At 60.9% G+C, this 22,801-nt stretch carries 17 protein-coding genes; 1 reads left to right on the top strand and 16 read right to left on the bottom strand.

Translation table 11 applies throughout. The features are described 5' to 3' along the window. Positions 1 to 9: 9 nt before the first annotated feature. The 6 genes from ureC to HX868_RS00545 all read right to left on the bottom strand — a co-directional run bounded on the left by ureC (position 10) and on the right by HX868_RS00545 (position 4,435). Positions 10 to 1,710: an urease subunit alpha gene (gene ureC / locus HX868_RS00570; protein ID WP_177001555.1), complete on the bottom strand. Its 1,701-nt coding sequence runs from the start codon at positions 1,708 to 1,710 to the stop codon at positions 10 to 12. A 68-nt stretch (positions 1,711 to 1,778) separates the two neighbouring features. Then, positions 1,779 to 2,084: an urease subunit beta gene (locus HX868_RS00565; RefSeq protein ID WP_177001554.1), complete on the bottom strand. Its 306-nt coding sequence runs from the start codon at positions 2,082 to 2,084 to the stop codon at positions 1,779 to 1,781. Beyond that, positions 2,081 to 2,614 carry a GNAT family N-acetyltransferase gene (locus tag HX868_RS00560; RefSeq protein ID WP_177001553.1) on the bottom strand — a complete coding sequence of 178 codons (534 nt, stop codon included), beginning with the start codon at positions 2,612 to 2,614 and terminating at the stop codon, positions 2,081 to 2,083. The genes HX868_RS00565 and HX868_RS00560 overlap by 4 nt, the downstream gene beginning before the upstream one ends. 5 nt (positions 2,615 to 2,619) lie before the next feature. After that, positions 2,620 to 3,132, bottom strand: a complete 513-nt coding sequence (locus HX868_RS00555; RefSeq protein ID WP_177001552.1) for a GNAT family N-acetyltransferase — start codon at positions 3,130 to 3,132, stop codon at positions 2,620 to 2,622. A gap of 9 nt (positions 3,133 to 3,141) precedes the next feature. Further along, positions 3,142 to 3,444, bottom strand: coding sequence for an urease subunit gamma (locus HX868_RS00550; protein WP_010213535.1), 303 nt, complete (start codon positions 3,442 to 3,444; stop codon positions 3,142 to 3,144). A gap of 151 nt (positions 3,445 to 3,595) precedes the next feature. Continuing rightward, positions 3,596 to 4,435: an urease accessory protein UreD gene (locus HX868_RS00545; RefSeq protein WP_177001551.1), complete on the bottom strand. Its 840-nt coding sequence runs from the start codon at positions 4,433 to 4,435 to the stop codon at positions 3,596 to 3,598. Positions 4,436 to 4,782: 347 nt separating this feature from the next. On the opposite strand from HX868_RS00545, the gene HX868_RS00540 reads away from it, so the two are divergent. Then, positions 4,783 to 10,674, top strand: coding sequence for a hypothetical protein (locus HX868_RS00540; RefSeq protein WP_177001550.1), 5,892 nt, complete (start codon positions 4,783 to 4,785; stop codon positions 10,672 to 10,674). A gap of 22 nt (positions 10,675 to 10,696) precedes the next feature. Here HX868_RS00540 and urtE read toward each other — a convergent pair whose 3' ends face one another. From urtE to HX868_RS00490, 10 genes are all read right to left on the bottom strand, one after another. Further along, a complete protein-coding gene (gene urtE / locus HX868_RS00535) occupies positions 10,697 to 11,395 on the bottom strand; it encodes an urea ABC transporter ATP-binding subunit UrtE (RefSeq protein ID WP_177001549.1) in 699 nt (232 codons plus the stop codon). Positions 11,396 to 11,407: 12 nt separating this feature from the next. Next, positions 11,408 to 12,241: an urea ABC transporter ATP-binding protein UrtD gene (gene urtD / locus HX868_RS00530; protein WP_177001548.1), complete on the bottom strand. Its 834-nt coding sequence runs from the start codon at positions 12,239 to 12,241 to the stop codon at positions 11,408 to 11,410. Further along, positions 12,238 to 13,305 carry an urea ABC transporter permease subunit UrtC gene (urtC, locus tag HX868_RS00525; protein ID WP_177001547.1) on the bottom strand — a complete coding sequence of 356 codons (1,068 nt, stop codon included), beginning with the start codon at positions 13,303 to 13,305 and terminating at the stop codon, positions 12,238 to 12,240. Before urtC ends, urtD begins: the two co-directional genes overlap by 4 nt. Beyond that, complete coding sequence (gene urtB, locus HX868_RS00520) at positions 13,305 to 14,807, bottom strand: urea ABC transporter permease subunit UrtB (RefSeq protein ID WP_177001546.1); 1,503 nt, start codon at positions 14,805 to 14,807, stop codon at positions 13,305 to 13,307. The genes urtC and urtB overlap by 1 nt, the downstream gene beginning before the upstream one ends. Before the next feature lie 100 nt (positions 14,808 to 14,907). After that, positions 14,908 to 16,173, bottom strand: coding sequence for an urea ABC transporter substrate-binding protein (gene urtA / locus HX868_RS00515; protein ID WP_038842928.1), 1,266 nt, complete (start codon positions 16,171 to 16,173; stop codon positions 14,908 to 14,910). A 187-nt stretch (positions 16,174 to 16,360) separates the two neighbouring features. After that, the gene (locus tag HX868_RS00510) at positions 16,361 to 17,371 is read right to left on the bottom strand and encodes a FecCD family ABC transporter permease (protein ID WP_177001545.1); all 1,011 of its coding nucleotides are present in this window, start codon (positions 17,369 to 17,371) and stop codon (positions 16,361 to 16,363) included. Further along, on the bottom strand, positions 17,368 to 18,315 hold the full coding sequence (locus HX868_RS00505; protein WP_177001544.1) for an ABC transporter substrate-binding protein: 948 nt from the start codon (positions 18,313 to 18,315) through the stop codon (positions 17,368 to 17,370). The genes HX868_RS00510 and HX868_RS00505 overlap by 4 nt, the downstream gene beginning before the upstream one ends. Beyond that, a complete protein-coding gene (locus tag HX868_RS00500) occupies positions 18,312 to 19,100 on the bottom strand; it encodes an ABC transporter ATP-binding protein (protein ID WP_177001543.1) in 789 nt (262 codons plus the stop codon). Before HX868_RS00500 ends, HX868_RS00505 begins: the two co-directional genes overlap by 4 nt. Next, positions 19,100 to 21,208 (bottom strand): TonB-dependent receptor, encoded by a 2,109-nt coding sequence (locus HX868_RS00495; protein WP_177001542.1) that lies wholly within the window; start codon positions 21,206 to 21,208, stop codon positions 19,100 to 19,102. Before HX868_RS00495 ends, HX868_RS00500 begins: the two co-directional genes overlap by 1 nt. 150 nt (positions 21,209 to 21,358) lie before the next feature. Then, complete coding sequence (locus HX868_RS00490; protein WP_177001541.1) at positions 21,359 to 22,741, bottom strand: PepSY-associated TM helix domain-containing protein; 1,383 nt, start codon at positions 22,739 to 22,741, stop codon at positions 21,359 to 21,361. Positions 22,742 to 22,801 lie beyond the last annotated feature (60 nt).

Below are 22,801 nucleotides of genomic sequence, written 5' to 3'. Positions count from 1 at the left end.
GGGACGTTGTTAAAACAGAAAGTAGCGCTGCGCCATCGGCAGTACATCCGCCGGCTCACACCATAGCAACACGCCGTCGGCCTTGACCTGATAGGTCTGCGGGTCCACCTCGATATCCGGCAGGTAATCGTTGTGAATCAGGTCGGTTTTCTGCACATCCCGGCAGCCTTTGACCACGGCGATCTGCTTCTTCAATCCCAGGGCTTCGGGCAGGCCGGCGTCCTGGGCGGCTTGGCTGATAAAGGTCAGGCTGGTGGCGTGCAGCGAGCTGCCGAAGCTGGCGAACATGGGGCGGTAATGCACCGGTTGCGGCGTGGGGATCGACGCGTTGGCGTCGCCCATCAGGCTTGAGGCGATGGCGCCACCCTTGAGGATCAGGGTCGGCTTGATGCCGAAGAACGCTGGGCGCCACAGCACCAGGTCTGCCCATTTTCCCACCTCGATGGACCCCACGATATGGCTCACGCCATGGGTGATCGCCGGGTTGATGGTGTACTTGGCGATGTAGCGCTTGGCGCGGAAGTTGTCGTTGCCGGGGCCGTCACCCGGCAGTGGGCCGCGCTGTTTTTTCATTTTGTCGGCGGTCTGCCAGGTGCGTGTGATCACCTCGCCGACGCGGCCCATGGCCTGGCTGTCGGAGCTGATCATGGAGAACGCGCCGAGGTCGTGCAGGATGTCTTCGGCGGCGATGGTCTCGCGGCGGATACGGCTTTCGGCGAACGCCACGTCTTCGGCAATGCTGGGGTCGAGGTGATGGCAGACCATCAGCATGTCGAGGTGTTCGTCGATGGTGTTGCGGGTGAAGGGCCGCGTCGGGTTGGTCGAGCTGGGCAACACGTTGGGGAAGCCGCAGGCTTTGATGATGTCCGGTGCATGGCCGCCACCTGCACCTTCGGTGTGATAAGTGTGGATGGTGCGGCCCTTGAGCGCGGCGAGGGTGGTTTCGACAAAGCCGGATTCGTTGAGGGTGTCGCTGTGGATCGCCACCTGCACGTCGTATTCATCGGCGACGCTCAGGCAGTTGTCGATGCTCGCCGGGGTAGTACCCCAGTCTTCATGCAGCTTCAAACCGATGGCGCCGGCCTTGACCTGTTCGATCAACGGCTCCGGCAGACTGGCGTTGCCCTTGCCGGTGAAACCGATATTCATCGGGAACGAATCGCTGGCTTGGAGCATGCGCGCCAAGTGCCATGGGCCCGAGGTGCAGGTGGTCGCATTGGTACCGGTGGCCGGGCCGGTGCCGCCGCCGATCATGGTGGTGACGCCACTGGTCAGCGCCTCTTCGATCTGCTGCGGGCAGATGAAATGCACGTGGCTGTCGATGCCGCCGGCGGTGAGGATCATGCCTTCGCCGGCAATCACCTCGGTGCTGGCGCCGATGGCCATGGTCACGCCGGGTTGGATGTCCGGGTTGCCGGCCTTGCCGATGGCGTGGATGCGACCGTTCTTCAGGCCGACGTCGGCCTTGACGATGCCCCAGTGGTCGATGATCAGCGCGTTGGTGATCAACGTGTCGACCACTTCATGGGCGAGCAATTGGCTTTGGCCCTGGCCGTCGCGGATGACTTTGCCGCCGCCGAATTTCACTTCTTCGCCATAGACGGTGAAGTCCTGTTCGACTTCGACGAACAGCTCGGTGTCGGCCAGGCGGACCTTGTCACCAACGGTGGGGCCGTACATGTCGGCGTAGGCGCTTCTAGAAATTTTCATGGGCATGCCTTGGAATTCAAGTGAATGTGAGAACGCTCGCGAGCTCGCTTTCGCCGGCAAGCCGGCTCCTACAGGTCGCCCATGATTTGTCCGGCAAACCCGAACACCCGGCGACCGCCGCTCAAATCGACCAACTCAATCTCCCGACTCTGCCCCGGCTCAAACCGCACCGCCGTCCCCGCCGGAATATTCAGGCGCATGCCACGGCTCGCCGCACGGTCAAACGTCAGCGCGTCATTGGTCTCGAAAAAATGGTAGTGCGAACCCACCTGGATCGGTCGGTCGCCGCTGTTGGCCACACTCAGGCTGATCGTGCGGCGGCCGACGTTGAGTTCGATGTCGCCAGGCTGGATCTGATATTCACCAGGAATCATGCAGGTTGCCCCAGGGTCTTGAAGTAGATGGCGGTCGGGCTGTAGCGCCCGTCCGGGCTTTGGCAGTAGTCGGGCAGTTCACCGATCTTGGTGTAGCGCAGCGACTGGTAGAAGGCTTCGGCGGGTGAGCCGGCTTCGGTGTCCAGGTACAGCAAACCGCGCTTGTGCTGGCGCGCGGCGAGTTCCAGGGTGCTCATCAATTGCTGGCCGAGGCCATGGCGGCGCGCGCTGCTGTGCACCAGCAGCTTTTGCACCTCGGCGCGGTTGAGGCCGTTGGCTTTCTGGCAGAGCGCCAATTGCACGCTGGCGATCACCTGTTCATCGCGCACCACCACCCAGAGCAACAGGCTGGCGTCTTCGATGCTGGCCTGCACGCCGCGCAGATACTCGCGGGCTTGGGCCTCGTCGAAGTCAGCCATGAAACCAACAGAGGCGCCATGCTTGACCGCGTCCAGCAACAGTTCGATCAAGCCCAGACGGTAATGGGCAAAACTTTCCGCATTGACTCGACGCAGTTGCGCGGCGTTCATCGACGTCACTCCTTGGGCGGTTCGGCGCCCGGGTTCAAGGTCAGTTGCATAAAGGTCAGGTCCAGCCAGCGGCCGAACTTGATGCCCACTTGGGGCATCTGCCCGGTGGTGATGAAGCCCTGGCGCTCATGCAGGCGGATCGAGGCCTGGTTGCCGCTTTCGATGGCGGCGACCATCACGTGTTTGCCGCACGCGCGTGCGCGCTCGATCAACGACGCCATCAGCAACGGACCGAGGCCCTTGCCGCGCTGGTCGTTGCGCACATACACCGAGTGCTCGACGCTGTAGCGGAAGCCTTCGAACGGCCGCCAATCGCCAAAGGAGGCGTAGCCGGTGACTTCTTCGTTTTCCACCGACACCAGGATCGGGTAACCCTGGGCATGCCGCGCACTGAACCAGGCCTGGCGGTTGCCCAGGTCCACCGGTTGTTCATTCCAGATCGCCGTGGTGTTCAGCACCGCGTCGTTGTAGATATCGCGGATCGCCGGCAAATCGTTTTGGGTTGCGTCACGAATCATCGTCAGGCCTCACGCAATCGGCTGGTGCACAGTGACCAGCTTGGTGCCGTCGGGGAAAGTCGCTTCCACCTGGATATCCGGGATCATTTCCGGGATGCCTTCCATCACTTGTTCGCGGCTGAGCAGGGTGGTACCGAAGTGCATCAGGTCGGCCACGGTGCGGCCATCGCGGGCGCCTTCCATCAGGGCGGCGGAGATGTAGGCGATGGTTTCCGGGTAGTTGAGCTTCACGCCGCGTGCGAGGCGGCGCTCGGCCACAAGGCCAGCGGTGAAGATCAGCAGTTTGTCTTTTTCCCGTGGGGTCAGGTCCATGGTTCAAGGTCCTTTATCAAGCTATTCAAATAGAAGACGCCCACCCCTGTAGGAGCGAGCTTGCTCGCGAAAAACCTGAGAGCGCCACATTCATCCGGGATGTCCGCGTTATCGTTGACGCTTTTGGCGAGCAGTTCAGAGGGGCGGATGTTCATGTGCTCCAAATTCGTGGTGATACGGCTTCTCGGCCTAGCACTGCCGGGCGTAGCAATTTCCATAAATCAATCAGCCAGGCGCGTGCATGCAGCGCCTCGCTGGCCAGACAGCGTGCGACCAGCAGGCCAGGCAATTGGGTCAAATCGCCGCGTACCACGTGGGGCAGGGCGCGGCAGGTTTCCAGCAGTTCAGGATCGATATCGGCCGTCAGCAACAGTGTGGCAAACACCGGCTGCCCGTCCAGGCCGATGGGCGAATCGAGCAACCCATCGGCGCCCACAATGCGCTGGCGCTCATGCCAGAGCAACTGACCGTCGCGGCGGATATCCAGGTGGGATTGGAAGTGGCCGAGGTCGAAACGTTCGCCGCTGGCTGGACGGCCCAGGGCAACCACGTCCCAATAGAACAGGCGTGCATCGCCTTGCAGCGCGATGTGCGTTGTGAGTTCGGCCTGGGCCGCGCTGAACACGATGGTTTCCTGGGGCAGCCATTCCAGCGTGGCACCGGCTTCCACGGTGAGGTCCAACTGCTGGAATGCCGGGCCCTTGGCGCGATACCACTTGGCGGCGCCGGGGCTGGTCAATTGCACCCAGGCACCGGCGCCGACGTGGGCGCTGATGTCCAGGCGATCACCGCCGGCAATGCCTCCGGGCGGGTGCACGATGATGTGCTGGCACACCTCGGGGCCTTCGGCATACAGGTGTTTTTGCACGCGCAATGGGCCCACGTGGCGGCGCATCACCGGCCGCGTGGTGTCGCCGAAACGCGCGTAGCCGAGTTCCAGCTCGGCATGCCAGCTGGGGGTGAACAGGGCGGGAGTAACGGGCAGGTTCATGGCGTAGTGGTTGTCGTCAGGACGCTACAGATTAGTGCGCAGCACCATGGGGCGCGCACGCTCGCTATGCAAATTCATGGAGTTCCGTTTGTGCTAGCAAGGGCTATGCCCGCTTTGACTGTATGGCGTGGCCGCGCGCACAACGACAGGTCACAGGTATCAGCTTTGCGCGTATTTGGGGCGCGGCTCGGCAATTGCACTGTTTTGGTGCTTGGCCTTGCATGCCGCGGAGATAACCAAGACTGGGACAGCGCCTAGCTACGAGGCCGTGAACTATGTAGCGCCTGACGTCGACGTGATTGGTTGAGGATGTTTGAACTTAATCCTCAACTCTGAAGGAGCCGAAAGTGGCTTTGGATCAATTGCATCAAAATGATAGTCCCTCTCCCTCAGTAGACACATCAGTGTTGGAAGGGCCTTTTTTATACGCGGACGATGCGGCGTATTGGGCGCATCGGCATATTGGTGGTGAGCGTAGCGTTGAGTACGGCGGCGTGATTCTAAAGAAAGGCGCGCGGTTTTTCGCCTCGATACCTCAGCCGAGTACAGGGCAGTTTGTTCGTAGCGATCTAGTCACGGTAAGCCCTGAAGGCAAGCTGATCTTCCCCGATGGCTACACACCGTACGCGTTTTACCACTCGCATCCGACGCAGGCGCAACCGGCGGGACAGCCTGCTGTGCCCGATGAAATGTGGTCTGTTTATTCCGGGATGTTTACTTACACCGATATTGAACGGATCATCGAGAATGGCTCCGTTGTACCCGCTCATTACCTATCTGGACCGGGAGATGCGCTGATCAAGTACGTGGTCAGCGGTTCGATCAGGGAGCGTGAGCTCGTCAGTCGCCTGCGGCCCGAAGACCGTCGACCGTTTGATTTCTTTACCGATTACATCCCGATGATGGCTGGGGCCGGCGAATTGAGTGTGGTGCTTGCCAGCAAGGCATGGGGGGGTATTCGTGGGCGTGTCGGCGAAGATTGGCGGATGGGCGTACCGTTGGCGGCAGATGTGTTGTCGCCGCTTTTCGCAAAGATCACCTCCAGCCCGAACTTCGGCGACCTCTTGTGGGAGAGGGCAAGGTCCTTGGTCGGCTATCAACTCAAGGCCATCGACAAAGAGGAATACCTCGTCATGGTGAAAGAGTGGGAGCCCACTAAGCTGACATCCCCAGAGCAGCTATTTCCACTGAACCCGGATGGCGGGGTAAGGCTGCCTGACAATTTCCGAATCAGTTCCCTTTACTATTGGGAGGGCTCGCGCGGAACCCCGGGTAGTGCCCACTTCTTTTCCCCGACGCTACTTGCCGGAGTAGCGGAACAACTGCGTACATCGCCTGAGCTGTACGTGCAGGAGCCACGTCTGCGACTAGTCATGTTAAGCGGCGATGGCGCATTGCTGTCTTACCGGTTTTCTGCAAGTGATAGCGAAGTGCAGTATCTGGGGAGGGGAGGCGCGACCGCTAACGCTCAATTGAAAGAAGGTCGTCTGACAGGGCGCCAGTTCGCCTCGCATATGGCTGGTATTGGCGAGTTGGAGACGCTGAGAGCTGGCAGTTCATGGCTCACCGTCGGTCGAGTTTTGCCGGAAGTGACTCTGGTCGATCAGTTGGGAGCGGCCATGAGCCCGGCATTTATCACGGCAGACGATGCCGCCCGTTATTTGCATGATCGCGTGCGCGATCGCAGCGGGGACATGCTTGGGTTGGTCTTTCAGCGCAATGATGGCCGGTTTGTGTCAACACCGCCTATTTCCGAGCCTGATATGGTCAAGTATTTGGGCCCCGCTGATGCAAGCACCTTCAATACCATGGCATTGCCGCCAGGCTATCGGGTCCACGGTTTTTTTGTCGCCCACAGCCTCTTTGACGAGACCCAGTTGCCTCCCCTGTCTGATGAGACGGTACGGTCCACACTCTCGCCAGGAGAACTCGCAGCGCTGTCCGACGCTATACCTGTTCATTTCTCAGTGGCAGGTATTCTGCACGTCGACCAAAAAATGTCTGCGTTTTATCATTCGAGCTCTCTGGGCTCATTGGTCAAATATGTCCGCAGTGGATCGCAAGCTGAGAGCACGTTCGGCGCCTTTCTGCGGGAGGCTATACGCACCGGAGAGTTTAAGGTCCAACTGGATGGATTTGACGGCACACCGATTGAAATGGTCAAAAAACTTGCACGTCTCGGCGAGTTTTCCGTTCTGGTTACGAGTCGGGTCTGGGGGGGGAGTCGAGGTCGGGTGCCCGAAAATTGGGCGCCGTTCAAGCCCTTCGTCGCCGCATCGCCTGTCCCGCCCTTATACAGCTGGATATTTCAGGGTGCACCCACGGCTGCAACATACGGCCACGATCAGTTGGCTTTAACCGCTGGCAATCAATCTGTCGTATTTATCCTTAAAGGCCTTGGGGCCGACGAGTATGTGGCGGCGCTTGCGGGCACCGTTTCAGGCTCGAGAGTTTTTTCGGGTGATTCACTTGGGCATCCAGTGCTGGTGAGTGGGTTTGAGCTGCACGGGATGTGTTTTTCATCGCGTCCAGCGTTGGGCCAAAATGTCCAACAACGCTGGTTGTATGAGTGTTTTGTGGCGCCGGGCGAGCTGGCGGTGGCGATCGCAGCGTCCCGTGAAGCAGGCGCTACCGTTAAAACCCTTTACTGGAATACGCGTGATGGCGCGCAACTGGAATATCAATTCAGTGGGACGGCGCTGGAAAGTCAGCTTTATGGCGTAACGCCTACCGGCGCTGTGACCGACAATGGCACCTTGGCAGAGCTGTTGGCAGGTACGCTGACCCCGAGTGAGTTCGTCATGCGTGTCGCTGCCGCAGGTCGGTTGTCGGTGATGAAGACCGGTACGCTGTGGGACGTCCTCGGCCCAGTCGATGAGCGATGGAAACCTTTTGCAGCCTACCCTGAGCCCACCCTCAGTGCGCCGTTTCTAACGGCCGATGATGCCGCACGCTTTGCCCATGAGCAAATTGGCTCGCAGCGTTACGGTGAGCTGTGCGGGCTCATACTGAAAACCGCTGATCAACGATTTGTCGCCACCCTGCCACGACCCTGTCGCGCGGATGACCGGTTTGCAATCCGGGGCATCTTTGCCGCAGACCACGCTGGGGCGCTCATTTTGCCGCCGCTGCACACCCTTTATGGGCAGTACGCTTCATGTCGGGCGCTGGCAATGATGGACAGCGAGCGGATGGTTCGGTACGGCCGGTCGCGCACGCAAGCGTTGATCGACTGGCAACTGTTCGCTGATATCGACCTGCGTCACATCATGGACAATCGTCACGGGTTGTCGGTGGCTTATCTGTCCAGCGCTGAAGATGCCTTGATCGCCTACGACGTCACCGCTTCGGCTGCACAAAGAGAATTGCGCGAACTGCTGGAGCCAGGACCGCAGGGCAGTGCGCTGGACGCTAAGCGCGCTCGCGAGGGGCTTGGCCCGCAGGACTGGGTCAGAAAGCTGGCAGCTACCGGGCTACGCATTGTGCAGGGCAACCCGCTGTGGGGCCGCAGCGTTGAGCTGGCGGATGACTGGCAGCCCTTTGCCGCCGAGACAGCCTATGCAAGACCTGACCAAGTGGCCTTTGGCGCGATATTTCCCAGCGTCAAGGAGGCTGTCCTTGATGCCCACTCGCGACAAACGCGTAGCTACCTAACCTCGCAGACAGATTTTCGTTTTGTGTTGAAGCATGGCCATGAAGATGCCTATGTTGTGTCCGAGGCCGTTCCGTGTGATGGCAATAACCCGTTGTTGAATGTGGCCAGCCTGTTCAAAATCGATGATGGCGGCAGGTTTATCTTTCCTTCCGGTTTCACCCTGTTTGGACTCTTCTACGCACGTCAGTGGATGCCGGAATCACTGCAGGGTGCGCAGCGCTGGTTGGCGAGGCATTTCATCTCCCCAGCAGACCTGAGTGAGGCCTTTTCCGTTGCTACACGTTGGCGCGACAAGGCGTTGAAGATCACGTTACCGGTGTATATCTCCACACTGGAAGATGCGCTGCTCGAATTTCAGACGCCGGTGTCGACCCGTCTGTTTGATGCACAACCACACGCTTCCGGAAGTTTCGAAGACGTTCACACCCTGCTGGCGAGTGGGCAATTGACGGCGAAGGGGTTTGTGTCCAAGGTTATTTCAGAATCTTGGTTGAGCGTCATCCAGCCCAGCGAATGTTGGGATGAAACAGGCAGGCAGGGGGCGGACTGGGCGCCTTTTGCCGATTTCAGTCGACGAGCCCTGAGCCCGGCGTTTCTCAGTGAGGACGACGCCGCGCGTTACGCCAAAGCACTGATTAAGGATCACCAAGATCACGTATATGGAGGGTTGATACTCCGACGAGGGGATGGCCGGTATGTTGCTACTGAACCCCTGCTCGTCACGACTGAAAACTTCGACCCAAAGTGGATTCTGCCGGACGAAGACGTGCGCATGGACTTTCTTGCGCCAGGCATGAACATGGTGGCGCGTTATCGGTCTCGGCCGGACACTTTGCCCGGTTTCCCGCTCGCTGAAAAAGAACTGTCGGTGTATCGCAACATGTTCTCCACCGAGGTGCTGGGTAAAGCACTCGAGTGTAATCATCTGTGGAGCCGTGAATACTTGTTCGGGCCAGATGGTTCGGTGATCAGTTTTACCTGCGACGACCCCGACCAGGATCTGCTCAGCGTTGAGCAGCGAACGCAGCAGACCTTGAGCTTTCAACAGTTCAAGCAAGCCCTGTCGCCCTCCAGCCGAACGCCGCACAATCCGCAGAGCAACGAGATTGAGCAACAACTGCGTGACGGGCTCAAAACGCCGACCGAGTATGTCAATCTCGTGCTGAAAGCGGCCTCCATGACGGTTGTGGAGGGCAACACGATGTGGGGGAGCGCACGCAAATTGCCTGCAGGCTGGTTCTATTCCTACGGTTTTACCGCCCCCGAAGATGGCCTTCATGCGATCGCGAACCGCGCCTTGAGCCCTGTGTTCAGCCATATTGATGATGTGGCGCGCTTTGCCCATCACCAGGCCGGCGCGCGCACTGAACTGAGGTACGGCTATATTCTCAAGTCGGCGAATAATCACTGGATCGCCAGCCTGCCGGTCAAGGTGCACGACTTACGACTATCGCCAGACCAAGTGTTTTTTCGAGGCCAATTGCCCACCGGCTGGACAATCCAAGGGCTCTACCTGTGCGCTCCGACACGCCAGCCTGACGAATTGACCGCATCGCCGGTCTACCGCAGTTTCATCCCGCCACGCCTGCTGAGTGCAGCAATCGGCGCGTTGACGCGCACCACTGCGCGCGTTGTTGAATACCTGCCGCTTTATCTGTCTTGCGCTGACGGTGCGTTGCTCAGCTATCGAGCCACTTCCATCGACGCCGACTGGGGCAGTGAGCTGCGGTTGCAGAGCTACGTGCAAAAACTCAATGCAGCCTTCAACCCGGCCGACTATATCCGCCAAGTGGCTCGGGCGGGTGAATTGAAGGTATTAAGGACCGGGGAGATATGGGCGACCTCGGGTACAGTCGGCCCCGACTGGCTCCCACGACAAGCCCTAACGTTCACGCCTGGTGACAGCGAACGAGTGGCCCTGGGGCCGTTGTTTGCCCACGCCGACGACGCGGTCCGCTACCAGTGGCGCCGCTATCGTCATGAGCGCAACACCCCCCGATTGGCCGCTCTACTTGCCAATACGGCGAACGACACTTTCCTGGTAACTGAAGCGCTGGTCGACAGCGGCCTGAGTGCTGGATGGGGACGGGGTGAAGCGCCTGCGAGCCGACGCTTGTTCATCGGAGCTGTCAATCCCCAGCGTCCGGCGCGTGATGTTCGCTATCCCCAGGGATACCGGGTAATGGGCGTGCAGCAATTGTATAAGCTCGCTGACAATCAACAGCTCCAGGTGAATCGCTTTCAACAAGCACTCGCCGACAACTTCATTGGCCAACCGGAACTTAGTACATTTATCGGTATGTTCCGAGACAACAAAGTGACCGGCGTGCGTTACTACTTCACGCCACGGAACGGCGCGCTGTTGCTCTACGTGCCCAGTTTTCAAAGCGTTGAAACGAACATGCTGTTTTCGGGCTGGGTTGATCCTACCAGTGAAAAGCAGGTGGCGACCCCAAGCCAGGTGATCACGGTCTTGATCAATTCCGGCCGGATGTACATTCTGGAAACAGACACGTTCTGGCAGCCTCGCGGTCATGTTGCTACTCGGCTGTTGCGCGAGTTACGCAAGGGTTTGCCGGGCTAATGGCGTTTGCGCGGTCTACCGATCAAATCGTGACGAGACCGCGCACACCTTCGCTTTCCATATTTTCACCACGGCCCTGTTGCACGATTTCACCACGGGACATCACCAGGTATTGGTCGGCCAGCTCGGCGGCAAAGTCGTAGAACTGCTCCACCAGCAGGATCGCCATATCGCCGCGCTCCGCCAGTTTCTTGATCACCGCACCGATCTCCTTGATCACCGACGGCTGGATGCCTTCGGTGGGTTCATCGAGGATCAGCAGTCGCGGTCGACTGGCCAGCGCGCGGCCGATCGCGAGCTGTTGCTGCTGTCCGCCGGACAGGTCGCCGCCACGCCGATGTTTCATCTGCAGCAACACCGGGAACAGTTCGTAGATGAAAACGGGCACTTCCTTGGCCTCGGAACCGGGGAAGCGCGACAGCCCCATCAGCAGGTTTTCTTCCACCGTGAGCCGCCCGAAAATCTCCCGCCCCTGCGGCACGTAGGCGATCCCGGCATGCACGCGTTGGTGCGGCTTGAATCCGGTGATGGTTTTGCCTTCCCAACTCACTGCACCCTCTTTGGCTGGCAGCAAACCCATCAGGCATTTGAGCAAGGTGGTCTTGCCCACGCCGTTACGTCCGAGCAGGCAGGTGACTTCGCCGATCTTCACGTCAAACGACAGCCCGCGCAGGATGTGGCTACCGCCGTAGTACTGGTGCAACTTGTCGACTTGCAGCATGTTCAGCTCTCCTCAGCGACCGAGATAGACTTCGATCACCCGCTCATTTTCCTGCACCTGTTCCAGCGACCCTTCGGCCAGCACGCTGCCCTGGTGCAACACGGTGACGTGGTCGGCAATCGCGCCGACAAACCCCATGTCGTGTTCCACCACCATCAGCGAATGCTTGCCCGCCAGGCGCTTGAACAGCTCGGCGGTGAATTCGGTTTCGGCGTCGGTCATGCCCGCCACCGGTTCATCCAGCAGCAACAGTTGCGGGTCCTGCATCAGCAGCATGCCGATTTCCAGAAACTGCTTCTGGCCGTGGGACAGCAACCCGGCCTGACGCTCTGCTGAGGCGGTCAGGCGGATGGTGTCGAGCACTTCGTCGATACGGTCTTTCTGCTCGCCACTCAAGCGTGCGCGCAGGCTGGCCCACACGGATTTGTTGGTCTTCTGCGCCAGCTCCAGGTTCTCGAACACGCTCAGGGCTTCGAACACCGTGGGCTTCTGGAACTTGCGGCCGATGCCGGCCTGGGCGATCTGCACTTCACTCATGCTGGTGAGGTCGAGGTTTTCGCCAAACCAGGCGGTGCCGTGGCTGGGCCGGGTCTTGCCGGTGATCACGTCCATCAGCGTGGTCTTGCCCGCGCCGTTGGGGCCGATGATGCAGCGCAGTTCGCCGACGCCGATGTAGAGGTTCAGGTTGTTCAGCGCCTTGAAGCCGTCGAAGCTGACGCTGATGTCTTCCAGGCTCAGGATCGTTCCGTGGCGTGTGTTCAGGCCCGGGCCTGCGGCCTGGCCGAGGCCGATCGCGTCGCGGCCGGCGCCTGCATCGAAAATAGGTTCAAGCATGACGTTCCTCATTTCTTCAGCAGGCCGATAACGCCCTTGGGCAGGTACAGGGTGACGATGATGAACAGCGCGCCGAGAAAGAACAGCCAGTATTCCGGAAAGGCCACGGTGAACCAGCTCTTCATGCCATTGACCACGCCAGCGCCGAGCAGCGGGCCGATCAGCGTGCCGCGCCCGCCGAGGGCCACCCATACGGCGGCTTCGATCGAGTTGGTCGGTGACATTTCGCTGGGGTTGATGATGCCCACCTGCGGCACGTACAGCGCGCCGGCCAAACCGCACAGCACTGCGCTCAACACCCACACGAACAGTTTGAAGCCGCGCGGATCGTAGCCGCAGAACATCAGGCGGTTTTCCGCATCGCGCAGGGCGGTCAGCACTCGGCCAAACTTGCTGCGCGCCAGGCGCCAGCCGATGAACAGGCTCGCCACCAACAACAGCACCGTGGCCACAAACAACACCGCCCGTGTGCCAGGCTCGGTAATGCCGAAGCCGAGGATGCTGCGGAAATTGGTGAAGCCGTTGTTGCCGCCAAAGCCGGTCTCGTTGCGAAAGAACAACAGCATGCCGGCAAAGGTCAGGGCCTGGGTCATGATCGAGAAATACACGCCCTTGATACGCGAGCGGAAGGCGAAGAAGCCGAACACCAAGGCCAATAGGCCAGGCGCTAAAACCACCAAGCACATGGCCCAGAGAAAGTGCTGAGTGCCGACCCAATACCAGGGCAATTCGGTCCACGACAAAAAGGTCATGAACGCCGGCAACTCATCGCCGGAGGCCTGGCGCATCAGGTACATGCCCATCGCGTAGCCACCGAGGGCGAAGAACAGGCCGTGGCCGAGGGACAACATCCCCGCATAGCCCCACACCAGATCCAGCGCCAGGGCGACGATGGCGTAGCAAAGGATCTTGCCCACCAGGGTCAGGGTGTAGGCCGACACATGCAACGGGTTTTCCGGTGACAGCAGTGAACATAATGGCAACGCCAGCAGCAGTGCGAGAATCACCACGCCCACCGCAATCGTCACCTTGGGGCCAGCCTTTTGCGTGGCCGTCAGCATCAATGGTTGGTTCATCAGTCGATCACCCGTCCTTTCAGTGCGAAGAGTCCCTGCGGGCGTTTCTGGATAAACAGAATGATCAGCGCGAGGATCAGGATCTTGCCGAGTACGGCGCCGATCTGCGGTTCCAGGATCTTGTTGGCGATGCCTAGGCCAAAGGCGGCCATGACGCTACCGGCCAACTGGCCTACACCGCCAAGTACTACCACTAGGAAGGAATCGATGATGTAGCTCTGGCCGAGGTCCGGGCCGACGTTGCCGATCTGGCTCAGCGCCACGCCGCCTAGCCCGGCGATGCCGGAACCCAGGCCAAACGCGAGCATGTCCACACGTCCGGTGGGCACGCCGCAGCAGGCCGCCATGTTGCGGTTCTGGGTGACGGCACGCACGTTGAGGCCCAAGCGGGTCTTGTTCAGCAGCAGCCAGGTCAGCACCACCACGCACAGCGCGAAGGCGATGATCACAATGCGGTTGTACGGCAGCACCAGGTTGGGCAGCACTTGAATGCCACCGGACAACCACTCGGGGTTGGACACCTCGACGTTCTGCGCACCGAACAGCAATCGGACAAGCTGGATCAGCATCAGGCTGATGCCCCAGGTGGCGAGCAAGGTTTCCAGCGGTCGGCCGTAGAGGTGGCGAATCACCGTGCGCTCAAGGGCCATACCGATGGCGGCGGTGACAAAAAACGCCACGGGCAAGGCGATCAGCGGGTAGAACTCGATGGCTTGCGGCACGTAACGCTGCATCAGCAGTTGCACCACATACGTGGAGTAGGCGCCGAGCATCAGCATCTCGCCGTGGGCCATGTTGATCACGCCGAGCAGGCCGAAGGTGATCGCCAAGCCCAGGGCTGCCAGCAGCAAAATCGAACCGAGGGACATGCCGCTGAAGGCTTGCCCGAGGATTTCACCGAGCATCAACTTGCGTTTGACTTGGGCCAGGCTGGTTTCGGCAGCGGTGTGCACGGCGGCATCGGTTTCGACGCCGGGGGCGAGCAGCGCCTCAAGACGCGTGCGCGCCAGTGGATCACCGGTGCTGCCCAACAGGCGTACGGCGGCGAGGCGAACGACGGGGGCGGGGTCGACCAGTTGCAGGTTGGCCAGGGCCAGGCTGAGTGCGGTGTGCACGGCCTCGTTGGTCTCGGCGGCGACCTGCTGATCGAGGAATTTCAGTTGCGCCGGTTGTGCGCTTTTTTGCAGGGTCACCGCTGCGGCCAGGCGCACCTTGGGGTCGGCGGCGAGCAGTTGCTGGCTGGCTTGGACGTTGTCGATCAGGCTGCGCAGGCGGTTGTTCAGGCGTACGGTTTTGGTTTCACCGTTGACGGGGAGCTGACCTTGTTGCAGGGCGTCCACCAGCTCGATGCGTGCGGGATCAGGCTGGGCGGCCCAGTCCTGGAGCAGCTTGGCTTGTTGGCTGGGGTTGGCAGCCAGGAAGTCTTCGGCATCGCTGGCGTGTGCCGCCAAAGGCAGCAACAGCAGGGCCATAAGGATGAAGCGGTAAAAGGCAGTGGGCATAACAAAATGTCCTGATCATTCACGGACGGTGTAGGAGCTGGCTTGCCGGCGATGGCGATTTCAAGGACGCCATCGCCGGCAAGCCGGCTCCTACAGAGATTTAGTTGCTCTTGACGGCGTAATCCGGCTTTTTGTCATTGCCCGGAATGTACGGGCTCCACGGCTGTGCCCGAATCGGCTCCTGGGTCTGCCACACCACCGAGAACTGCCCGTCCGCCTGGATCTCACCAATCATCACCGGCTTGTGCAGGTGGTGGTTGGTCTTGTCCATGGTCAAGGTGAAGCCCGAGGGCGCAGCAAAGGTCTGCCCGCCCAGCGCTTCACGCACTTTGTCGACGTCGGTGGACTTGGCTTTCTCCGCCGCCTGCGCCCACATGTGGATGCCCACGTAGGTGGCTTCCATCGGGTCGTTGGTCACAGCTTTGTCGGCGCCCGGCAGGTTGTGTTTCTTGGCGTAGGCTTTCCAGTCAGCGACGAATTTCTTGTTCACCGGGTTCTCCACCGACTGGAAGTAGTTCCAGGCGGCGAGGTTGCCCACCAGCGGCTTGGTGTCGATGCCGCGCAGTTCTTCTTCACCCACGGAGAACGCCACCACCGGTACGTCGGTGGCTTTCAGGCCCTGATTGGCCAGTTCTTTGTAGAACGGCACGTTGGAGTCGCCGTTCACGGTGGAGATCACCGCGGTCTTGCCGCCCGCCGAGAACTTCTTGATGTTGGCGACGATGGTCTGGTAATCGGCGTGGCCGAACGGGGTGTAGACCTCTTCGATATCTTTATCCGCAACGCCTTTGGAATGCAGGAACGAACGCAGGATCTTGTTGGTGGTGCGCGGGTAAACGTAGTCGGTGCCCAACAGGAAGAAACGCTTGGCCGCGCCGCCTTCTTCGCTCATCAGGTATTCCACGGCCGGGATCGCCTGCTGGTTCGGCGCCGCACCGGTATAGAACACGTTTGGCGACATCTCTTCGCCTTCGTATTGCACCGGGTAGAACAGCAGCCCATTGAGCTCTTCGAACACCGGCAATACCGATTTGCGCGACACTGAGGTCCAGCAACCGAACACCACGGCGACCTTGTCCTGGGTCAGCAATTGCCGGCCTTTTTCGGCGAACAGCGGCCAATTGGAGGCGGGGTCCACGACTACTGGTTCAAGCATCTTGCCGTTCACACCGCCTTTGGCGTTGATCTCGTCGATGGTCATCAGCGCCATGTCTTTGAGCGAGGTTTCGGAGATCGCCATGGTGCCGGACAACGAGTGCAGGATGCCGACCTTGATGGTCTCGGCGGCCTGGATCGTCCAGGTCATGCCCATGGCGGCAATGGACGCCGAAAGAGTGAAAGCTTTGATCAAGCTGCGACGCTTCATGGTGCGATCTCCGTGAACTCAAGATTGTTATGAGGGGGACAAAGTCGAGTAGGTGATTGCAAGCGTTGTGCCTAGTCGGGAAAAGGCATGAAATAGTCGCTTCGCCGCGTGTTGCGCGCGGGTTGCGCACCATCAAATGGCAGGGTGGGGTGCCAGGTGCATCGCGATGCGCTACAACGGGGCGCGGTCAGCGCTTGCGCATCAGCCCGATGAAAAACACCCCGCCAATCGCCGCCGTGGCCACGCCGATGGGCAGGTCTTCAGGGGCGATCAGCGTGCGCGCGGCCACGTCCACCCATACCAGGAACAGGCTGCCGAGCAGCGCGCACACCGGTAGCAGCCGGCGATGTTCGGCACCCACCAGGCGCCGGGCAATGTGCGGGATCATCAGGCCGACAAAGCCGATGGAACCGCTGATGGACACCAGCACCCCGGTCATCAACGAGGCCACTAGGAACACCTTCAGCCGCACATTGCGTGCATTCAGGCCAAGGGTCACGGCGGTTTGTTCGCCGGCCATCAGCGCGTTCAACGGGCGGGCCATGCTCGCCAGTACCAGCAGGCCCAGTACGACCGTGGCGGCGGGAATCGCGAGCAGTTCCCAGCGTGCCAGGCCCAAGCCGCCGAGCATCCAGAACATCACCGCTGATGCTGCGCGATGGTCGCCCATGAACAACAACAGATTGGCCGCGGCCATCATCACAAACGATACCGCCACGCCGCACAGCAGCAGGCGATCACTCTCCAGCCGGCCGTTGCGACTGGCCACCGCCAGCACCACCAGCATGCTCAGCAGTGCGCCGATAAACGCCGCGATGGGCAAGGTCAGCAGGCCGATGATTTCACCCACATGCAACACCACGATCACCGCGCCCAGGGTGGCGCCTGAGGTGACGCCCAGCAGGTGCGGGTCGGCCAACGGGTTGCGCGTGACGGCCTGCAGCACCGCGCCGATCAATGCCAACCCAGCCCCCACCAACGCGCCGAGCAACATACGCGGCACGCGGATCAGCCAAACGATATGTTCCTGCCCCGCCGGCCAATTCACCTCACCGATACCGAAGGTCTTGTACGCCACAATCCGCCACACCACCTCCACCGGCACCCGCGCCGGGCCGAAGCCCAGCGAAATGACGCAAGAGACCAGCAACGCCGCAGCCAGGGCAATGAGTAGGAAGGCGTAGCGACGGCTGATCATTCGCCGTGGAACCCCTTGGCCAGTGTCTCGACGGCCAGCACGTTATCAATGCCCGGCGTGGCTTGTACGTAAGGGATCACGATGAACCGCTGGTTCTTGATCGCGTCCACCGCTTGCAGCGCCGGGTTGTTCATCAGGAATGCCTGCTTCTGCTCGGCAGTGATTTCGCTGTAGTCAACGATCACGATCACCTGCGGGTTGCGCTCCACCACCGTCTCCCAGTTGACGCGGGTCCAGCTGGCATCCACGTCATCGAGAATATTGTGCCCGCCCGCCGCCTCGATCAGCGCCTGGGGCATGCCGAGGCGTCCGGAGGTCATGGCGCGGTCTTCACCGCTGTCGTAGAGGAACACGCGCGGTTTATCGGCGGGCAGGTCTTTCTGCACTTCGTCGACCTGCGCCTGCATCTGCGCGATCAAGGTATTGGCGCGGTCCTGCACGTCGAAGATCTTGCCCAGGTTGCGCAGGTCGTTATAAGTGTCTTCGAGGGTCGCGGCCGGGCGCTTCATCACGAAGGCGCAAGATTCGGTCAACTCATACACGTTGATGCCCAGGGGTTGCAGGGTGCTTGGCGTGAGGTCGCCGCCCACGCGCATGCCGTAATCCCACCCGGCGAAGAAGAAGTCGACGTTGGCGTTGAGCAGGGTTTCCACCGATGGGTATTTACTCGCCAGTTCCGGCAGGCCGTCGAGGATCTCGGCCATTTCCGGGGTGACCGACTTCCAGCCAGTGACGCCGCTGTACCCGGCCATGCTTGGCTTGAGGCCCAGGGCGAGCATCATCTGGGTCATGTTGATATCGTGGCTGACCGCGTGTTTCGGCGCTTCCTGGAAGGTCACGTCGCGGTTGCAGCTTTTGATGGTGACCGGGTAATGGGTCGCTTCGGCGAACGCGTATGCAGTGCCGAACAGTAACGCGAGAGACAGCAGGGAGCGCAGGATCATGGTTGGGTTATCCAGGTGATTCGGGGGTAGCCGGACAAGGGATGGGTGTCGATCAGTGCTTCGACGCCAAACACCTCGCGCAGCAATTCGGCGGTCAGTACTTCATGGGGCGTGCCGCTGGCGACGATGCGTCCGTGGTTGATCACATACAGGCGATCACAGAAGGCGGCGGCCAGGTTGAGGTCGTGGATGCTCGCCAGGGTGCCGATGTTCAGGCGCTTGACCAGCCGTAGCAGCTCCAGCTGATAGCGTGGGTCGAGGTGGTTGGTGGGCTCGTCAAGGATCAGCAGTTGCGGTTGCTGGGCCAGGGCGCGGGCCAGGATCACACGCTGTTTTTCGCCGCCGGAGAGGGTGGCGAAGGCGTGGTCTTCGAAGCCCTGCATGCCGACCGATTCCAGCGCTTGCTGGATCAGTTTTCGGTCGAGCTGCGTGTCGCCATCGAACAAACCCTTGTGGGGTGTGCGGCCCATCGCGACCACCTCATCGACCCGCAAGCCAAAGGCATCAGGGAACTCCTGGAGCACCACGGCGATGCGTTGTGCACACCATTTCGCGCTTTGCTTCCACACGTTCTGGTGGGCGAGCAGTACATCACCACGCGCCGGCTGGGTGAACCGGTAGGCGCAGCGCAACAGGCTGGTCTTGCCGCTGCCATTGGGCCCGATCAGGCCGACGAACTCCCCCGCACCGACCTGCAGGCTGGCATCACGCAGGTGGAACTGGTGATGGCAGTGGCCATGGTCCGACGGCGTCCAGGTCAGGTCGGAGAGGGTAAGTGACGTCATCAGAAGCTGTAGTCCGCCGTGACGAAGAATGAGCGAGGTTCGCCGAGAATCCACTGTTGGCCATCGTTGTATTGGCTGACGGCATAAGTGCGGTCGAACAGGTTGTTCAGTTGCAGGCCCAGGGTGGTGTTGCGCATGGCTTTCCACGACACGGTGGCGTCGACCACGGTGTAGCTCGGCAGCTCGTTCTGGTTAGCCATGTCGGCATAACGTGCATCCACATAACGCACGCCGCCACCAGCACGGATGTCGTCAGTCACGGCCTTGCTCAGCCACAGGTTGGCGGTGCGGCGCGGCACGTCCACCGGGCGGTTGCCGTCGCGGGAGACTTGCACGCCGTTGACGTCCTGGCTGAAGTCGTCGTACTGCGCATGCACAATCGCGGCGTTGGCTTGCAGCGTCCAGGCGTGGGGCAGTTGCAGGTCGAGGCTGGCCTCCAGGCCACGGGAGGATTGCTGGCCGACTTGTTGTTGATGGTCCGGCTCACCCGGAATGTCGGTGAGCAGTTTCTTTTTGACGATGTGATAAGCCGCCAAGGTCCATTCGCCGCGCTGGTCCCAGAAGGTTTGCTTGATGCCGATCTCGGTCTGCTTGGCGGTGGACAGGTCGAATTGCTGCTGGCTCGGGCTCAGGGAAATCAGGCCGCCGACGCCGTCGGTGCTGGTGGCGTATTGGCCGTAGATCGAGGTGTCGGGTGTGATCGCGTAGACCAGGCCGGCCTTCCAGTTATTGCCGGTGAGGGTTTTGTCGGACTGGGCGCCTGTGCGCAAGTCGTCGCGGTCGACGTGGGTATAGTCGCGACGAATGCCAGTGATCAACGACAGTTGGTCGGTGAGTTGCAGGCGGTTTTCGGCGAAGCCGGCGACGGTTTTGGTGGTGGTAGAGAACAGCGGCGCAAACGCGTTCTGGCTACTGAACGGCGCCGGCGCAGGGTGATTGATATCGATCGGCTCGCCGCTGGGCAGTACATCGTTGAACGGCGAATTGCTGGCGAGGCGGAAGCGAATCCGGTTGTACTCCACGCCGGTCACAGTCTGGCTGTCGAGGCCGAACAGCGTGTGCTTGAAGGTGAAGGTCTGGCGGTCGCCCACCTGCTCCTGATTGTGCTTGATACCAAAGTTGCCACTGCGTGTGAGCTGGCCGTTGGTGAAGTTGTAGTTCTCGGCGTTCTGCCAGCGGCGCTGGTTTTTCAGGTAATACAGCTCGTTAGTGGCACTGACGCTGTCGTTGAGTTGCCACTCGCTGGTCAGGCGTGTCCATTGGTCGTTGTAGTGCTGGGTGTCGTTGCTGACGTTGTAGTTCTTGTCGCGCAGGCCCTTGTGCAACTGGCCGTTGATCAACGGGGTGCCGAAGTAGTTTTGCGGGCGCTGGTCGCCATAGTCGCTGGCCAGGGTGAAGCTCAGGTTGTCCGCCGCCTGCCAGCGCAGGGCGCCGCTGGCGAAGTCGCTGCTGGAGTCGCCACGGTCGATGAAACCGTTGCTGCGCAGGCGATTGAGGTTCAGGCGATAGCTCAGGGTGTCGGTCAGCGAGCCACCGCTGTCCAGGGCTTGCTGCTGGCGATCATAGGAGCCGTAGCCCAGGCGGATATGGTTTTCGATCTCGCCTGCAAACGGCTTTTTCGGCACGGTGTTGATCACTGCACCGGTGGCGCCTTCGCCATACAGCACTGAGGCTGGGCCGCGCAGCACGTCCACACGCTCCACCGACCAGGTGTCCACCGGGAAGGTCGAGGTGCCCATGCCCATGTACATGCGGTTGCCGTCGTACAACTGCATCACCGAGCCCTGGCCGGTAAAACCACGGGCCGACAACGAGGTGCCGCCATCGCCCGGCGTGCCGGTGCGGCTGATGCCGGTGGCGCGGGAGATTGCGTCCTGCACACTGGCATCGCCGCGTTCGCGGATTTGCGCGCCGGTCTGGCTTTCGACGCTGCCAGGGGTTTGCAGCGACGTGAGGTTCAAGCGCGAGCCGGCGGTGGTCGGGGTCTTGAGGTCGACGCGTTCGTCATCCACGGCGGGCGCGGTGACGGGGCTGACGGGCAGGGTCAGGGCTTGGGCGTTGTTTTGCAGGGCGAGCAGGCACAGCCCGGACGCAAGGTACTTGTTCATCGGTCGATCAGTCTTCTTGGAGGGATGCTCGCCGCAGGGCGCGGCGAGCAACGATAACGCAGAAAGTGTTATAAGTTAACACTTATTCGCTGCGCGGCAAAAGTCCGCGCAAGGCTACAGAAGGCCTCTGTGTCGGGCATCTCGCCGGTTTCATGCTGAACCTGAGGCAGATTCACGTTGCGCAAAAAAGCGCGACAGCACCAGGCGATCCAGTGCCCACACCGCAATCAAAGACGCGCCAACAAGGGGGAAAATGATCGCCAGGGCGAGCATGATCACCATCGCGGTTTTCCACTTTGGCAGGTCATGACGCAGCGGCGGAACGCCCAGCCCGCCTTGAGGGCGACGCTTCCACCAGATCACCACGCCGCTGACCGCGCTGAGCAAAATCATCAGGCAGATCAGCAGCACGATCAGTTGATTGACCCAACCGAACATCTTGCCTTCGTGCAGCATCACGCCTGTCTCGGTGGCTCGCGCGACCAGGTTGTAATGTTCCCAGCGCACATCGGCCAGCACCTTGCCGGTGTATTGGTCCACATGCAGGGTGGCGTCATTGCGTGGGTCGTTGGCGAACACCGCGACGGTGAATACACCTTCGGCGGTGGTGGGGAAGGTGATGCTGTAGCCGGGCTCGACGTGGCGTGCGTTGGCCAGGTCGACCACCTGCTGCAAGCGCAAGGTGGACGTCGCCGGACCCGAGTGCATGGCGCCGTGGTTCATGTGTTCGGCGTGGTCGCCGGACATCGGCATCGGCGTGTTTTCCATGGCCCAGGGCACGGTCTGTTGGCTGGCGGTATTGAGCACGCGCGCCTGCTGATCCGATTGCGGCACGTTGTTCCACATTGCCGCCGGAAAGGTGTTCCACAGGTCGGCGTATTGCTTGCCCCAGAAGCCGGTCCAGGTCATGCCGCTGAGCAGCATCACCAGCAACAAGGACGCGCCCCAGAAACCGGTGACCGCATGCAGATCGCGCCACAACACCCGGCCACGACTGTTTAAACGCGGCCAGAGCACACCCGCCGAGGACTTACCACGCGGCCACCACAAGTACAGGCCCGACACCACCAGCATCACGCCCCAACCGGCGGCGAGTTCCACCAGGCGGTCGCCGACGGTGCCGATCATCAGCTCGCCATGCAGGGCGCGGGCGATGGCTTGCAGGTTGTATTTCGAGTCCTGCTCACCGAGGACCGTGCCGCGATAGGGGTCGACGAACACGGTTACTTCGCGGCCTCCGTTGTGCATCACGAATTGTGCGCTGCTGGTGGCGTCGGCCGGGGGCAGGTATTTGCTGATCGCAGCGTTGGGGAAGGCGGTTTTGGCGCGTTGCAGTTGCTCATCGGCGCTCAGGGCGTGCTCGGCGGTCTGGACCTTGAGCAGGTCGCCGTACATCAGCGGGTCGAGTTGGGGTTTGAACAGGTAGATGATGCCGGTCAGTGCCAGCAACACCATGAAAGGGGCGACGAAGAGGCCGGCGTAGAAGTGCCAGCGCCAGGCCAGGTTGTAGAAGGAAACTTTTTGTGTGTTCATCAGGTGCTCCGCAAAGCTTGTTATTTATTGATTGTTAACGCAGGACCTGTAGGAGCCGGC

Source organism: Pseudomonas reactans, from assembly GCF_013385825.1.
GTDB lineage: Bacteria > Pseudomonadota > Gammaproteobacteria > Pseudomonadales > Pseudomonadaceae > Aquipseudomonas > Aquipseudomonas reactans.
The sequence above is the reverse complement of the archived record's forward strand: the minus strand, read 5'-3'. Positions and strand labels throughout refer to the sequence as shown.

What these genes read in the sequence shown, in the direction of transcription:
- ureC (WP_177001555.1), bottom strand. Translation starts at nt 1,710, where the DNA reads ATGAAAATTTCTAGAAGCGCCTACGCCGACATGTACGGCCCCACCGTT.
- HX868_RS00565 (WP_177001554.1), bottom strand. Translation starts at nt 2,084, where the DNA reads ATGATTCCTGGTGAATATCAGATCCAGCCTGGCGACATCGAACTCAAC.
- HX868_RS00560 (WP_177001553.1), bottom strand. Translation starts at nt 2,614, where the DNA reads ATGAACGCCGCGCAACTGCGTCGAGTCAATGCGGAAAGTTTTGCCCAT.
- HX868_RS00555 (WP_177001552.1), bottom strand. Translation starts at nt 3,132, where the DNA reads ATGATTCGTGACGCAACCCAAAACGATTTGCCGGCGATCCGCGATATC.
- HX868_RS00550 (WP_010213535.1), bottom strand. Translation starts at nt 3,444, where the DNA reads ATGGACCTGACCCCACGGGAAAAAGACAAACTGCTGATCTTCACCGCT.
- HX868_RS00545 (WP_177001551.1), bottom strand. Translation starts at nt 4,435, where the DNA reads ATGAACCTGCCCGTTACTCCCGCCCTGTTCACCCCCAGCTGGCATGCC.
- urtE (WP_177001549.1), bottom strand. Translation starts at nt 11,395, where the DNA reads ATGCTGCAAGTCGACAAGTTGCACCAGTACTACGGCGGTAGCCACATC.
- urtD (WP_177001548.1), bottom strand. Translation starts at nt 12,241, where the DNA reads ATGAGGAACGTCATGCTTGAACCTATTTTCGATGCAGGCGCCGGCCGC.
- urtC (WP_177001547.1), bottom strand. Translation starts at nt 13,305, where the DNA reads ATGAACCAACCATTGATGCTGACGGCCACGCAAAAGGCTGGCCCCAAG.
- urtB (WP_177001546.1), bottom strand. Translation starts at nt 14,807, where the DNA reads ATGCCCACTGCCTTTTACCGCTTCATCCTTATGGCCCTGCTGTTGCTG.
- urtA (WP_038842928.1), bottom strand. Translation starts at nt 16,173, where the DNA reads ATGAAGCGTCGCAGCTTGATCAAAGCTTTCACTCTTTCGGCGTCCATT.
- HX868_RS00510 (WP_177001545.1), bottom strand. Translation starts at nt 17,371, where the DNA reads ATGATCAGCCGTCGCTACGCCTTCCTACTCATTGCCCTGGCTGCGGCG.
- HX868_RS00505 (WP_177001544.1), bottom strand. Translation starts at nt 18,315, where the DNA reads ATGATCCTGCGCTCCCTGCTGTCTCTCGCGTTACTGTTCGGCACTGCA.
- HX868_RS00500 (WP_177001543.1), bottom strand. Translation starts at nt 19,100, where the DNA reads ATGACGTCACTTACCCTCTCCGACCTGACCTGGACGCCGTCGGACCAT.
- HX868_RS00495 (WP_177001542.1), bottom strand. Translation starts at nt 21,208, where the DNA reads ATGAACAAGTACCTTGCGTCCGGGCTGTGCCTGCTCGCCCTGCAAAAC.
- HX868_RS00490 (WP_177001541.1), bottom strand. Translation starts at nt 22,741, where the DNA reads ATGAACACACAAAAAGTTTCCTTCTACAACCTGGCCTGGCGCTGGCAC.